At 36.3% G+C, this 14,128-nt stretch carries 14 protein-coding genes; all 14 read right to left on the bottom strand.

Annotated features, from left to right (window positions below; translation table 11 throughout):
- Positions 1-9: 9 nt before the first annotated feature.
- The 14 genes from ACEPXD_RS07430 to ACEPXD_RS07365 all read right to left on the bottom strand — a co-directional run bounded on the left by ACEPXD_RS07430 (position 10) and on the right by ACEPXD_RS07365 (position 14,128).
- Complete coding sequence (locus tag ACEPXD_RS07430; RefSeq protein ID WP_391121758.1) at positions 10-513, bottom strand: ubiquinol-cytochrome c reductase iron-sulfur subunit; 504 nt, start codon at positions 511-513, stop codon at positions 10-12.
- Positions 514-671: 158 nt separating this feature from the next.
- On the bottom strand, positions 672-1,118 hold the full coding sequence (locus ACEPXD_RS07425; RefSeq protein ID WP_391121755.1) for a DUF2487 family protein: 447 nt from the start codon (positions 1,116-1,118) through the stop codon (positions 672-674).
- Positions 1,119-1,129: 11 nt separating this feature from the next.
- Positions 1,130-1,681: a ReoY family proteolytic degradation factor gene (locus ACEPXD_RS07420; protein ID WP_391121752.1), complete on the bottom strand. Its 552-nt coding sequence runs from the start codon at positions 1,679-1,681 to the stop codon at positions 1,130-1,132.
- 136 nt (positions 1,682-1,817) lie between these two features.
- Positions 1,818-3,059 (bottom strand): tetratricopeptide repeat protein, encoded by a 1,242-nt coding sequence (locus tag ACEPXD_RS07415; RefSeq protein ID WP_391121749.1) that lies wholly within the window; start codon positions 3,057-3,059, stop codon positions 1,818-1,820.
- Between the two features lie 90 nt (positions 3,060-3,149).
- Positions 3,150-4,436: a 3-phosphoshikimate 1-carboxyvinyltransferase gene (gene aroA / locus ACEPXD_RS07410; RefSeq protein ID WP_391121746.1), complete on the bottom strand. Its 1,287-nt coding sequence runs from the start codon at positions 4,434-4,436 to the stop codon at positions 3,150-3,152.
- A gap of 15 nt (positions 4,437-4,451) precedes the next feature.
- Positions 4,452-5,552, bottom strand: coding sequence for a prephenate dehydrogenase (locus ACEPXD_RS07405; RefSeq protein WP_391121743.1), 1,101 nt, complete (start codon positions 5,550-5,552; stop codon positions 4,452-4,454).
- Positions 5,552-6,649, bottom strand: a complete 1,098-nt coding sequence (gene hisC, locus ACEPXD_RS07400) for a histidinol-phosphate transaminase (protein ID WP_391121740.1) — start codon at positions 6,647-6,649, stop codon at positions 5,552-5,554. Before hisC ends, ACEPXD_RS07405 begins: the two co-directional genes overlap by 1 nt.
- A gap of 23 nt (positions 6,650-6,672) precedes the next feature.
- Complete coding sequence (aroH, locus tag ACEPXD_RS07395; protein WP_391121738.1) at positions 6,673-7,035, bottom strand: chorismate mutase; 363 nt, start codon at positions 7,033-7,035, stop codon at positions 6,673-6,675.
- Complete coding sequence (aroB, locus tag ACEPXD_RS07390) at positions 7,036-8,124, bottom strand: 3-dehydroquinate synthase (RefSeq protein ID WP_391121735.1); 1,089 nt, start codon at positions 8,122-8,124, stop codon at positions 7,036-7,038. It lies immediately after the preceding gene.
- Positions 8,125-8,127: 3 nt separating this feature from the next.
- The gene (aroC, locus tag ACEPXD_RS07385) at positions 8,128-9,309 is read right to left on the bottom strand and encodes a chorismate synthase (protein ID WP_391121732.1); all 1,182 of its coding nucleotides are present in this window, start codon (positions 9,307-9,309) and stop codon (positions 8,128-8,130) included.
- 104 nt (positions 9,310-9,413) lie between these two features.
- The gene (locus ACEPXD_RS07380) at positions 9,414-10,184 is read right to left on the bottom strand and encodes a CheR family methyltransferase (protein ID WP_391121729.1); all 771 of its coding nucleotides are present in this window, start codon (positions 10,182-10,184) and stop codon (positions 9,414-9,416) included.
- A gap of 1,638 nt (positions 10,185-11,822) precedes the next feature.
- Complete coding sequence (ndk, locus tag ACEPXD_RS07375; protein ID WP_391121726.1) at positions 11,823-12,269, bottom strand: nucleoside-diphosphate kinase; 447 nt, start codon at positions 12,267-12,269, stop codon at positions 11,823-11,825.
- A 160-nt stretch (positions 12,270-12,429) separates the two neighbouring features.
- Positions 12,430-13,404, bottom strand: a complete 975-nt coding sequence (hepT, locus tag ACEPXD_RS07370) for a heptaprenyl diphosphate synthase component II (RefSeq protein WP_391121723.1) — start codon at positions 13,402-13,404, stop codon at positions 12,430-12,432.
- A gap of 19 nt (positions 13,405-13,423) precedes the next feature.
- Entirely contained in the window at positions 13,424-14,128 is a 705-nt protein-coding gene (locus ACEPXD_RS07365) for a demethylmenaquinone methyltransferase (protein ID WP_391121721.1), read from the bottom strand.

Here is a 14,128-nt window from a genome sequence, read left to right as displayed (position 1 = left end):
CCCCTTACTTTAAACTAATGTGTTAGGTATTGCTTTTCCAATTTCTATGAAACCGTCTTTTTCACGAACTTCATATTGATCCAACGGACCAAGAGGTGGTGTTTTTGGAACGTTCTTTCCATTTTTCTCATAGCGACCACCATGACATGGACAGTAGAATTGATTTTTGTGTGCTGGGTCACCTTCCCAGTTCACTGTACAACCTAAATGCTTACATACTGGAGAAAGAGCGATAATTTGATCTCCTTCTTTGTAAACCCATGCAGTATTAGTTACATCAGACTTGTACCATGCATCCACTTGTTCAAAAGTGAAATCCACGCGTACAGGAACATCCGTAATTTCTGCAACCTTTTTATCAGTTTGAACGAAGTTTCCACCAGCTTTTTTTTGCAAAACCGGATCAATTGCAAAACGTGCCATTGGCATTAGCATTCCAGCTGCCATAAATCCACCAACACCTGTTAATGTATAACTTAGAAACTGACGTCTTGAAACCTTATTGTTACTCATCCTTTTCCCCCCTCTAACTTAAAGGTCAGTCCAATGGACATACTTGCTTAAATTAATAATACTAGGACATATACATGATATATCAATAAAAAAGGAAGGTCAATATTTCAGAGAAATGAATTATGAACTTTGTGAACAATTAATGAAAGATATCGTCATTAATTTGCCCATTTTTTAGCAAAAGTGGGTATAAGTTGACGTAGTTGATCTTCTAAAACAGAATTTTTCATTTTTTGATCCATTGATTCTAGCGGTATAGAAGGTATCCAAAAAACATTTTGCTCTTCTTCCATTGTAATCCAATCACGATCAGAAGTAAGGAAAAATATATGTTTGAATTGCGCTTTTTTCAATTCTTCCAACCAATTTTCTAACAATAAATGCTTGTCCTGATTTCTAGTATAAGAGAAGGAAGGAAATAAGACGATCCTTCCTTTAAATTGATTTTCAATAATATTTCCTAATGATAAAACGAAGTCTGCAGCAGAGGCCGCAAATTGGAATCCACTGTCAGACCCATCGATTAATGTTAAGGGAATTATTGCAGTATCAATATATTCTTTTTGTGCTTGAAATACAGCACTATCTTTTCCGTTCCAATGCATGATTATCTCTCCTAAATATCTTTAGCTACTAGCTCTTTCCACAATGCAGAAAGTTCAAGAAATTTTTCTTTATTATTTTGATCAATTGCTTGATCTATTTGCTTTTGCAACTGTTCAACTTGAAAAAAGTGTAAACTCTCCGACATTACATCTTCTACAATAAGCTTATCTTTTTCACTTATATGCAAATACTTCGGCATATAAGGGTTTTCTTCTAATACAGCTAAGTATTCTGGGCTTGGTGGAACTGTTTGAAAGTTTAACTGGATGTACATTTCTTCCTCAGGATGCAGCCTCAAATCATGAAATGATTTTTCCGCGTCCGCTGTCATAATGCTTCCTTTATAAAATCGAAAAGGTATACCCGAAGAAGTTGTAACGGACATAACCATTGCTCGGGGACAATAATGAGCTTCCTCCACGAAATGCACATTATTTAATAATGTTTCATGACTAATTAAGTAATTCAATATCCAGACGCATTCTCTTCTTTTCATTTGATATTTTTTCAAAAACCAACGGACAAATTCTTTCTTTTCGCCAACTGAAACAGAAGCAGTCACGTAACCTCTCCTTCCTTTTTTTGTCCAATCAAATTCGCCTTAGCCTATTTGCGTCCAGATTTTGCATTGAGCAAGCTCGATAAATTCCTTTACAAAATGCCCGAGGCTTAACCTAATTCAGCAATCTACTAATAAATTAGGTCATTTCAAACCATGTACTATTTTCCGGCTCTAATTCCTGTAATAGACCTATTACTTCTAAAGCTTCTTCTCTTTTTCCTTCTTCAAGCAGAAAGTATACATATTTACCCAAAAATTGTGCATCGTCCTTAAGTTCAGTATATGCTAACTTATAAAATTCGTATGCTTTTTCGTAAATTTCTAATCGATTAAAAGCATCCGCTAAAAATGGATACATGGACGACCATTCAAAATGTTCATTTTTCAACGTTTCATATAGTTCAATCAGCTCTTCATCTTTTTCTTCCTTAGAAAATAAAGAAGAAAGAATGAAAATCGCATCCATATATTCTGGATCTAGCGCAATTGCTTCTTGTAAAAATGACTCTGCTTCTTTCACTTTACCCATTTTTAACGAAATTTTACCTGCAAATAAATAATATTCTTTTTCAAATTCATCACGAGCAATTCCATTTGTTATTGCTTTCAATGCTTCTGCGTTTTTCTCCAGCATAGAATATGTTTCAGCTAACAACATATAGCCTGAAAAATAGTCCGGATCTATTTCTAGTAAATTTTCTAATTGATTTACTGCTGTATCATAATGCTGCACTTGAAATGATGCATATGCTGCATGAAATAAAACATCAGGTGATACTTCTTTTTTCAAAGCTTCTGCATAGTATGGAATCGCTTCTTCATAAGCTGCTCCGGCACTATAAATTTCAGCAAGCTTCAAAGGTAAATCGACTCCTTGAATGGAATCTTGTAATGGCAAAAGATTCTCTAAAACTCTAGCAGCCTCTAAATATCTACCAGTTTCAAATAATATTTCTCCTTTTGCATAAAGTAATAACGATTCGTTTGGCATAATTGCAATCGCTTCATCTATTTTTTGTTCAGCTACTTCATACAGACCAATCATTTGATAATAATCAGCTAAAGTTAGAAGCGCTTGTGGATATACTTCACTCGATTTTTCTACACTTGTTAAGAGATTTAACGCTTCATCTTCCTTATCCATTTCTAAAAACAGCTGAGCTTGATCAATTTTTAATTGACTTTCCTCGGGAAATAAAAATTGAAGATGAGCTAAAACTTTTATCGCTTCTTCCGTATATCCATATTGGGTCAATACATCAGCCAACTCATATTGTGTTTCGGAATCCGGTTCTATTAAAAAAGAATCGATCATGTCATTTAGCTTTTCCATATTTCCTTGTTCTATCGCTTCAATAAATGGCTCTAATTTTTCCAATCAATTCACCTATCCTTCTAGTGTCCTTTTCATCGTACAGGACAGTTAAACGTCATACAAGAAAAAAACCCTCCGATTAAGGAGAGTTCACTATTTTATCACACTTGAAAGTTGTTCAAAAAAGTTTGGATAAGAAACACCAACGCACATCTCATTGTCTATTGTTACTACACTGGATGTGAGAAGAGATGCAATTGCAGCCATCATACCAATCCGGTGATCTCCATATGTAAGCAAATCGCCACCATGAAGGGCTGTTGGTCCTTCAATAATCATTCCATCATCCGTTGCAGTAATATTAGCTCCAAGTTTCTTTAACTCGGTTACAACCGCATCAATACGATTGGTTTCTTTTACTTTCAGCTCTACCGCATCTTTAATTACTGTTCTACCTCTTGCTTGCGTTGCGAGTAATGCAATAATTGGAATTTCATCAATTAATCGTGGGATTAGTTCCCCACCGATTTTTGTTCCTATTAGTTCAGATGTACTAATCGTAATATTCCCTATTTCTTCATGGCTCACATTATTTAAGTGTTGAATGGATACATTTGCACCCATTTCCTGAAGAACGTCCATAATTCCTGTTCTAGTAGGGTTTAATCCAACGTTTTGAAGTACTAACTTACTATTAGGTACTATTGCACCAGCAACTAAAAAGAACGCAGCAGATGAAATATCTCCTGGTACCACAACATGAGTACCTCTAAGTTCTTGCAGTCCTTGTAAACGAATTTTTTTACCCTCTACTTCTATGTTCGCTCCGAAATGACGAAGCATTCTTTCTGTATGATCACGGGAAGTTTCCATTTCAGTTACCACTGTCTCTCCTTCAGCATGTAAACCCGCGAATAATATCGCAGATTTCACTTGTGCACTTGCAACAGGCATTTTATACCGAATGGCTTGAAGCTTTTTACCATCCACTGCGATTGGAGTATATTGTGCGTCGTCTCTACCGATAAAATGTGCTCCCATTTGCTTGAGCGGAGCAGTAACTCGTTTCATTGGACGTTTTTGAATGGATTCATCTCCAATTAAAATAGTCGAAACGTTTGAACCTGCTAAAATACCAAGCAAAAGTCTAGTCGTTGTACCTGAGTTACCTGTATATAATATTTCACTCGGCTCATTCCAAGCATCTATTCCATTGCTTATAATTTGAACAGCTTCAGCTTCTACCAAAATTTTCACACCTAGCTTAGTGAAGCAATCGATTGTTGCTAAACAGTCGTCGCTTTGCAAGAACCCTTCTACCGTAGTTGTCCCTTTTGCTATGGCTCCAAACATGATAGAACGGTGAGAAATGGATTTATCCCCAGGTATTCGTAATGTTCCTTGCAAGGAGGGCTGTGCATAATCTAATTCTTTACTCATAGTAATTCTCCTCCCTTAAGAAATATATGTTTCAAAAGTTGTATTATTAGCAATACATTTAACAGCTTTAGCACGATCATCCATTGTTTGAAAACTAACTACTAATATCCCAAAAATATCTTCACGAGTTTCCACAATTCGTAAGTTTGTAATGCTTATATTGTCTTTAGCTAAATAGCCAGTAATTTCAGAAATTACCCCTGGATAATCCGGTACATCGACATATAAATCAAATACAGAGAACATAGCACCTTGCGTTGTAATCGGGAGCTCATCACGAACTTGTTTAGCTTTTGAAAAATAAAATTCTATTTCTTCCGCTTCTGCATGGAGTAAAAGGTTTTGGAGCTTGTTCATTTCTTCTGTCCACATTTGTAATTGATTACTTAACTCGTTTCGGTTTTGTATTGTAATATCTCGCCACATAATTGGATTTGCTGAAGCAATCCTTGTTAAATCACGAAACCCACCAGCAGCAAGTTGCTTCGTAAAAGGAAATTGTTCATTTTCTCCAGCAAGTTGGTGCACAAGTGAGGCGGCAACCAAATGAGGAAAATGGCTAACAACTGCTGTCATATGATCATGTTCTACTGCATTCACTTGAACAACTTTTGCTTTTGTAACTTGTAATATATCAGAAAGTATTTTTACTTCTTTTTTATTTTCATTTTCAAATGGAGTAAGCATATAAAAGGCATTTTCAAATAGATGTGCACGCGCAGCCTCTACACCACTTTTATGGGAGCCAGCCATCGGATGCCCTCCGATAAATGTAATGCCCTCTTCTTTTAATCTAAGAGCAGCTTTCATTATTTCTTTTTTTGTACTTCCTGTATCTGTTACGATTACTTGTTTCTTAAGTTTCCAATTAGACATTTCATGCATTAATCGAATTGTTTCATTTACAGGAGTAGCAAAGATAATAACATCTGCAAGTGGAGATCCTTCTTTCATATGAAAAGCCATTTCATCAATTACACCAATTTTTTTGGCCATTTGAAGCGTATGACTTTGTGCATCGTAACCGATAATAGAAATGTCTTTATTGCGCTTTAATCCAAGCGCTAAAGAACCTCCTATTAGTCCGAGTCCAATGATGAAAACTGTTTGTTTCATTAGATTACGCCTTCCTCATGTAAAACTTCATCTAGTTTTTGCAATAACTCCGTATTTTCTACCTCAGTACCAATTGTTATACGAAGATATCCTGGGACACCTAGCGCATTCCCGCTACGTACAATAAATCCCCGCTTCATTAACCCTTGGAAAACTTTATCACTATCTGCTTTAACTTCCATCAATATGAAATTAGTGTGCGAAGGATAAAAATGAAGATTACGTTCTGTACAGAACACTTCATATTGCTTTCTACCGGCGTTATTTTTCACTCTACATGCTTCAATAAAGTTTTGATCCTCCAGGCCGATAAGCGCCACTTCCTGGCTTAATACTGTATTATTAAACGGCTCACGTGTAGGTTCTAGCTGACAGATCACTTCTTCCGAACCGATTGCATAACCTATTCGGAAACTTGCTAATCCGTAAGCTTTTGAGAAAGTACGCATAATTAATAAATTTGGATGTTTTTCCAACAATCCAATGGAACTTTCATACTTATCGTCTGTAATATATTCGGTATAAGCTTCATCAAGCACTACCAATACATCGCTAGGTACTTTTTCAAGAAACTCTTTTATCTTATCAGAAGGAGTTAATGTTCCAGTTGGATTATTCGGGTTACAGATCCAAACAATAGCTGTATTTTCATCTATTGCTTCATACATTTTATCTATATCATGTTCTCCGTTTGTTAGCGGTACTTCTCTGACCTCTGCGCCTTCTACAATCGCATTATGCTTATATTGTCCAAAAGTGATAGTGGCCATCACTGTGTTTAATCCAGGTTGAAGGATTGCTCTTGAGACAATTAATATATTATCGTCGGATCCATTACCGAATAATAATTGTTTTTCTGAAACATTTAAGTGTTTAGCTACTGCAGTTCGTAACTTTGAAGCATAGCCATCAGGATAAATGGCATAATTTACTTTCGCATTTTCTAAAAATTCTTTTACATTTGGAGAAGCTCCATATGGATTCTCATTAGATGCCAGTTTAGTCACTTTTTCTAGGTTAAATATACTTTTTACTTCTTCCATTGTTTTCCCAGGTTGGTAAGCTTCCAATCCTTTAATTTGTTTTTTAAATTTCATCTTAAAGCTCCTCCATTCTTCATTTACTTAACTAAATCGGGTCTTAACTGGATAGCGTTATTTAAATAAATATGTTGAATATCTTTTTGGGGTTTCTCTGTATTTACATGCATCAATAATCGAATGCATTTTTCTAATGCACCCGGGACATTCATTTCATGCGTACACATAACTGGTACGAATGTCCATCCTTCTAAGTTACGTACTGCTCTAGCTGGAAAAGCAGAGGAGATATCTGTCGTTGTCGATATAATGACGGAAGCAATTGTTTCTGGATTTATATCATTTGCTCTAGCCATTTCTTTCACAAGTCTAGCTGTTTCTAAAAGTACTTCTTCATTTGAGTCTTCTGTTACTGTTACTGCTCCTCTAACTCCTCTGATCACTTATTTCCCCTCCTCAATCCATCCTCTTAATTGTTCATCACATTTTTTAACTTCTTCCATAGTTACATCTTGTACAAAAGGTTCTCCTATTTTTTGTAACAACGCAAAATGAAGTTCTCCATTTGTGGTTTTTTTATCTTTCAATATAAATGTTGCTAATTGTTCAAAGGAGCAGTTTAATACATGTTGAAATTGATATCCAAGTTTTTGCGCCAGCCCAAATACTTTTCGCGCATAGCCAACTTCCACTTTTCCATGTATTTCGCTTAACATTAATGCAGGAATTATCCCAATCATGACAGCTTCTCCATGCGTGATTTTCCCATAACCAACAGAAGCTTCTATTGCATGTCCATATGTATGCCCAAAATTTAAAAATTTTCGATACGATTGTTCTTTTTCATCTAACTCTACTATATGAGCTTTAACTCGAATTCCTTTTTCAAGCCATACAAGAAGTTCTTCTCTTTTTATAGCAGTGATATTTGCCAAGTGAAAGAATTCATCTACCCAATTCTCATCGCTAATAAGCGCATGTTTTATAACTTCAGCTAGTCCGGAACGAACTTCTGCTTCAGGCAATGTTTGCAGAAAATGAAAATCATATACAACTTCCTTCGGTTGATAAAAAGCACCAATCATATTCTTACCATTTGGATGATTAATCGCTGTTTTTCCACCTACAGCACTATCATGCGCTAAAATAGTCGTTGGAATTTGATAAAATGGTATACCTCTCATAAAAGTAGCTGCTACAAAACCCGTTAAATCTCCAACAGCGCCTCCACCTAGAGCAAATAAAATACTACTTCTTGAACAATTTTCTTGCAGTAGAAAAGTTTGAACATCGAAATATGATTCAAAGGTTTTACATGCCTCTCCATTAGGCACAAGATGAATTTTATAAGGAAACGTAAAATTTTGGTTAAAATAATCTTTATGCAAATTCCAAACTTTTTCGTCCGAAATAACGACTATTTGATCTACTTTTTGAAAGGGACCTATATTTCTTTCGCAAAATCCATGTAGAATATTTTCTCCCAAATGAACCTCATAGCAGGAGTCTATTGTTTTTACTGGGATAATCATCGATTAAAACCCCTTTGTGTAAGCTCTGTGTCTTTCAATATCTGCTTTTAATGTATCTAATTGATCACCATTAAATGTATCTAAGACAGCTGCTGCTATTTCCCATGCAATGACTGCTTCTGCAACAACTGATGCCGCTGGTACTGCACAGCTATCCGAACGTTCAATACTTGCTTTAAATGGTTCTTTCGTTTCAATATCTACGCTTTGTAACGGTTTATAAAGAGTTGGAATTGGTTTCATTACCCCTCTAACAACAATTGGCATTCCAGTCGACATTCCACCTTCTAAACCGCCTAGACGATTTGTATCGCGTGTATAACCATCTTCTGTATTCCAGGAGATTTGATCATGCACTTGGCTTCCAAACAAATTCGCCATTTCAAAGCCTAATCCAACCTCTACCCCTTTAAACGCATTAATACTCATCATTGCCATTGCTAGTTTTCCATCTAACTTTCGATCATAGTGGACATAGCTTCCAACGCCAACAGGCATTCCTGTAACTATTACTTCTACTACTCCGCCAATTGTATCGCCAGCTTTTTTTGCATGATCAATTGCCTCGACCATTTTTGCAGAAGCTATCGGATCTAAACAATATACTGGATCTGATTCTATAATCTCACGAATTTCTTCCATGGACTTTCCACTTGCTAAATTTAAGTCAGCTTCAATGCCCCCGATTTTGGTTACATGAGCTACTATGGAAATACCTAATTGATTTAGCAACTGCTTAGCGACTGCTCCAACCGCTACACGGACAGTAGTTTCACGAGCAGAAGAACGTTCTAATACATTCCGTAAATCACGGTGCCCGTATTTCATGCCGCCAACTAAATCGGCATGACCTGGTCTTGGTCTTGCAATTTGTCTCTTAATGTCTTCTGGATCAATTTCTTCTCCAAGTGGTTCAATCCCCATAATATTCGTCCAATGCTTCCAATCATCATTGTTCACAACAAGACAAACGGGAGATCCTAATGATTTACCATGACGAACACCCGATGTGATAGCTACCGTGTCTTTTTCAATCTGCATTCTTCTTCCTCGACCGTGACCGCCTTGTCTACGCTTAAGCTCTTTATTAATCTGTTCACTTGTGATTTCTAATTGTGCGGGTAACCCTTCAATAATTGCTGTTAGTTGTGGTCCATGTGACTCACCTGCTGTTAAATAACGCACTACACTTTCCCCCTTCAACTCGCTAAAGTATTTGTTTTCAACTATATCATAAAATCAGTTTTAAAGTATAGAAGAAAACTGCCCAAATTTTACATTGGGCAGTTTTATTTTTTGCGGTAAAAAAATGTGTCTTCTATTTCAAATCCAAATTTTCCAGGATTAAAGATTTGTTCCGTACTACCGACAAAGAGAATTCCACCTGAACGCAGGGAATTACTAAAGTTTTGATAAATTTGATCTTTTGCTTCTTCTGTAAAATAAATCATTACATTACGACAGATAATAAGATCGTAATTTTTATCATATGTATCTTTCAATAAATTATGCTTTTTAAAATTAGCCGTATTTTTAATCACATCTTCCATCTTATAAAACTGGCCTTGTTTCTCAAAATACTTAGTCTTCATCTCATTAGGAACTTCTGCAAGTGAACGTTCTGGATAAATACCAACTTTTGCACGTTGAATCGCATTTTCATCTAAATCTGTTGCATGGACAGAAATTTGGGAAAGTGGAAGATAATTCGACAATACCATAGCTGTTGTATATGGTTCTTCACCTGTAGAACAAGCCGCACTCCAGATTTTCAATCGTTTATTTTCAGCTAATAGTTTAGGAAAAATTTTATGTTGCAAAATTTCCCAACGCTTTCCATTCCGGTAAAATTCGGATACATTAATCGTCATTCGATCTAAAAACTCGTTCAATAAGTCTCTATCCTGGTCTAGCGCATTATAAAACTCGACAAAATTTTTATATCCCTTTTTTTCATATAGCGAAGTAAGTCGGCGTTTCATCTGAGCTTCTTTATACGCAGCAAGATCAATACCTGTTTTATGTTTGATAGATTCCACAAATTTTATGTAGTCTGGCACAATAACATCGTTCCTTTCAAAATACCTATAATAAAGTATATCGTATTCTGAACATTTAGGACATAAGAAATACACTTGATTTTACTCGAACATCCCATGATGCAGATTTTTTCTCTCGCGTTTGGGCTTCGATTGTTCTATTTCCATAAGGAAAACGCTAGCGCCATTTAAGTGCATCTGGTCTTCTCTATTTCTAGAGTGCTTTGGACGAAACATCGGCTACACTATTAACGAAGCATTTTATGGAGTATCTGGAAGTGACTGCGTCACTTCCAGATACTCTTTTTTCGGTAATCTTGTGGCGGATGTTTGTCCGTCGCCCTCTTGAAATAGGTAGAGATATGGTGCATTAGGTTTGGTTAATGAGAGAATAAGCCCTTTCCTATTCTTTTAAAAGCGGACGAAGATGCAATTTCGTCCGCTCAGCGCTTCTTTATCAATGGATACTATCTATTTTTCTCTAGTACCACCTACTCTAATCATATACCCACTGATTCATGTATACTGTGTACGGAAAAGGAAAAATAATCTAGATTAAGCCCTTTAAAGGATACTATGAAGCCTTACCTTTACTGGATTCCTAGCATCCAAGATTCATATACTTTCTCTTAAGAAAACGCAAGCGCCCTTTAAGTGCACCTTGCCTTCTCTATTTCTAGAGTGCTTTGGACGAAACATTTGCTACACTATTACCGCAGGAATTTTTGTGGATGGAGAAGTGACTTCGTCACTTCTCCATCCACTTTTTTCCGATAATCTTGTGGCGGATGTTTGTCCGTCGCCTTCTTGAAATTTGTAGAGACAAGGTGCGTAAGGTTTGGTTAATGAGAGATTAGATACTTTCCTATTCTTTTAAAAGCGGACGAAGATGCAATTTCGTCCGCTCAGCGCTTCTTTATCAATGAATACTACCTATTTTTTCAGGCCCACCAATTCTAATCATCTACCCGCTGATTCATGTATACTGTGTACGATAAAAGTAAAAACATATAGGAAATCCTGTTTAAGGAAGACACCATTAAAATCACTTCAAGTCTTTGTGAATACTGGATTTCTAGAATATAAATTTCATATACTTTCTTATTAGGAACTACTCACTTAATGGATTGTAGTGAAAGGTGGCGACTCCAGACGGAGGCCTACAGGATGTTGGTCACGAAGGCGTTGCCACACGATGTGGCGCTCTTAGCCTTCGTTCCTCGGAGACAGGTGTGCCATCGCAAACGACGCGAATGCGGCGGTGATGGCTCATCGCTCACCCCGCGGAACGCGTCCACCTGAAACGGAAATCCGCGGGATTCTTTAATTCTTTAAAGTACTATGAACACTGGTTTCGCAGGTTGATAATCCATATACTTTCTTATCTTTTAAGAAAAGCGAGAGCCCTTTAAGTGCATTTGGTTTACTCTATTTCTAGTGTGCTTTGGACGAAACATTACCTCAACTATCACCGTTAGAGTTATGGAAAGAAAAATATGTATCCGGCCAGAAATTTTTCTATCCGGACGCAACACAAAAGTTCAATTTTTACTAGTTGTAGCCTTTTTTCGACAAAAAAATGACAGTCAAATTTGAATAATTTGACTGTCATTCTAGAGATATATCAATTAACTAATGGCAACAGTGCCTGTTTTTCGATTAGTTAATCCAGTTGTTAGCGTCTTTTGCGTAAGCTACTAATTCTTCTTGTTTGAAGAATAAGCCGATTTCACGTTCAGCGCTTTCAAGTGAGTCAGAACCATGGATAATGTTTTTCCCAACAGTTACTGCGAAGTCTCCGCGGATTGTTCCTGGAGCTGATTCTTTTGGATTTGTAGCACCCATCATAAGACGAGCAGTTGAAATAACGTTTTCACCTTCCCAAACCATTGCAAAAACTGGTCCAGAAGTGATGAATTCTACTAATTCACCGAAGAATGGGCGTTCTTTATGTTCGCCGTAATGTTCTTCTGCTAATTCAGTTGGAATTTGCATTAATTTTGCTCCAACTAATTGATATCCTTTTTTCTCAAAACGGTTTACGATTTCACCGATTAGGTTACGTTGTACGCCATCAGGTTTTACCATTAAAAATGTTTTTTCCATGAATAACACTCCTTCAACTATATAAGGGGATAATTTCTAATTTCTCCACCGTTACAAATAATATCACTATCATGCACTATTTTCAAATTAAATTCTATCTAAGTTACACTCATTCATCTACTCTATCGCATCTCTGCAATAAGATTCAAATTTCATAAAGTCAAAACTTACGTTTGCTCATAAATAAAGCAATATTCTGTAACGACTTTTTCGCAGAGTTAGTTGGCAATTGCTTCACTTCATTTAATGCCTTTTGCAAATACATATTACTTACTTGTTTGGCATGGTTAATCGCGTCGGAATTACGGATTTCCGTTAATAGCTGTTGCTTGTTGTCTTCTGAAATACTTCCATCTAGCATTTCCTTTAATAAAGGAGCGATAGCTGGTTCATTTTTGACATAAAGAACGGGTAAAGTTATATTACCTTGCAATAAATCACTTCCAGCTGGTTTACCAAGCTGTTCATCTGTCGAAGTAATATCTAATATATCATCAATGATTTGAAAAGACATACCTACATAATAACCAAATCGCTTTAAGTGTCTAATCGTTTTTTCATCTGCCCCAGAGGCAATTGCACCTAAAGCACAACTTGCTGAAATTAGAATGGCCGTTTTCCGCTTTATCCGTCTTAAGTAATCTCGAACAGTTTGGTCTATTAAATGCTTATCTTCAATTTGTAATATTTCACCAATACAAAGTTCTACCATCGTATGAGATAACACTTCATGTGCATATGTATTTTGTAACACTGTTATGTATTCAATCGCTCTAGCAAAGAGAAAATCTCCAGTATACATCGCTACTCTATTATTCCACTGAGTTTTTACTGTTTCTCTTCCTCTTCTTGTTTCCGCGTCGTCTATTACATCATCATGTACAAGTGAGGCCATATGAATAAGTTCAACAGGCACAGCAACATTTTTTATGGAGTCAATTGAATAATCGCCAAACTTTGCTGAAAGTAAGACAAAAACAGGACGAATTCTCTTTCCTCCAGCAAGAAGTAAATGAAGAGAAGCCTCATTTAATAAGTGAGAAGAAGAATTCACTGCAGTTGCTAGTTCTTTTTCGATGACATCTAAATCCGATTTTAAATCGGAATAAAGTAATTTCAACTTCATCTTATCCACAGATAATACCTTCTCCCACTCAAATATCTTTCTTAAAACCAATATGCCTCGCTGCTGCTCCACCACTATAAGGCTTATTTGATACTTTTTTCAAACCAACTTCTTCGAATAACTGGGACAAAGTTTCTCTATTTGGAAAGTCCTTTGCTGATTCTTGAAGCCACGAATATTCTTTGTAGCTTTTCGCAAATAGTTTTCCGAACAAAGGCATCACATAACGGAAATAAAAGCGGAAGCCAACATTAAATAATTTAGAATCTGGTTGCGAAGTTTCTAAACAAACGACCATACCACCCGGTTTTGCAACTCGTTTCATCTCTTCCAGCACTTGTTTATAATCTGGAACATTTCGTAGCCCAAAGCCAATAGTTACATAATCAAATGAATTATCTTCAAAAGGTAGCTCCATTGCATTCCCTTGAATCAGTTCAATTTGAGTAATATTTTTTACTTTATCTTTTCCTACATTCAACATATTTTGACTAAAATCTAATCCAATAACTTTTCCGGTTGGTCCGGTCGCTCCAGCTAAAGCAATTGTCCAATCAGCCGTACCACAGCAAACGTCAAGTGCTTTACTTCCATTTTTCACCTGCATTGCTTTCATCGTGTCGGTACGCCATTTTATATGTTGCTGAAAACTAATGACCGAATTCATCGAATCATAGTTATCTGAAATACTTTCGAAAACCTCGTGTACATATTGTTCTTTTGATTTCCCCAC

Origin of the sequence: Psychrobacillus sp. L3 (assembly GCF_042945595.1) — a bacterium.
Classification (GTDB): Bacteria; Bacillota; Bacilli; order Bacillales_A; family Planococcaceae; genus Psychrobacillus.
Note: the sequence above shows the minus strand (reverse complement) of the source record. Positions and strands in the feature narration are given on the sequence as shown.

Excerpts from the sequence above, each read along its gene's own strand:
- ACEPXD_RS07430 (WP_391121758.1), bottom strand. The coding sequence starts at position 513 with ATGAGTAACAATAAGGTTTCAAGACGTCAGTTTCTAAGTTATACATTA.
- ACEPXD_RS07425 (WP_391121755.1), bottom strand. The coding sequence starts at position 1,118 with ATGCATTGGAACGGAAAAGATAGTGCTGTATTTCAAGCACAAAAAGAA.
- aroA (WP_391121746.1), bottom strand. The coding sequence starts at position 4,436 with ATGAGTAAAGAATTAGATTATGCACAGCCCTCCTTGCAAGGAACATTA.
- ACEPXD_RS07405 (WP_391121743.1), bottom strand. The coding sequence starts at position 5,552 with ATGAAACAAACAGTTTTCATCATTGGACTCGGACTAATAGGAGGTTCT.
- hisC (WP_391121740.1), bottom strand. The coding sequence starts at position 6,649 with ATGAAATTTAAAAAACAAATTAAAGGATTGGAAGCTTACCAACCTGGG.
- aroB (WP_391121735.1), bottom strand. The coding sequence starts at position 8,124 with ATGATTATCCCAGTAAAAACAATAGACTCCTGCTATGAGGTTCATTTG.
- ndk (WP_391121726.1), bottom strand. The coding sequence starts at position 12,269 with ATGGAAAAAACATTTTTAATGGTAAAACCTGATGGCGTACAACGTAAC.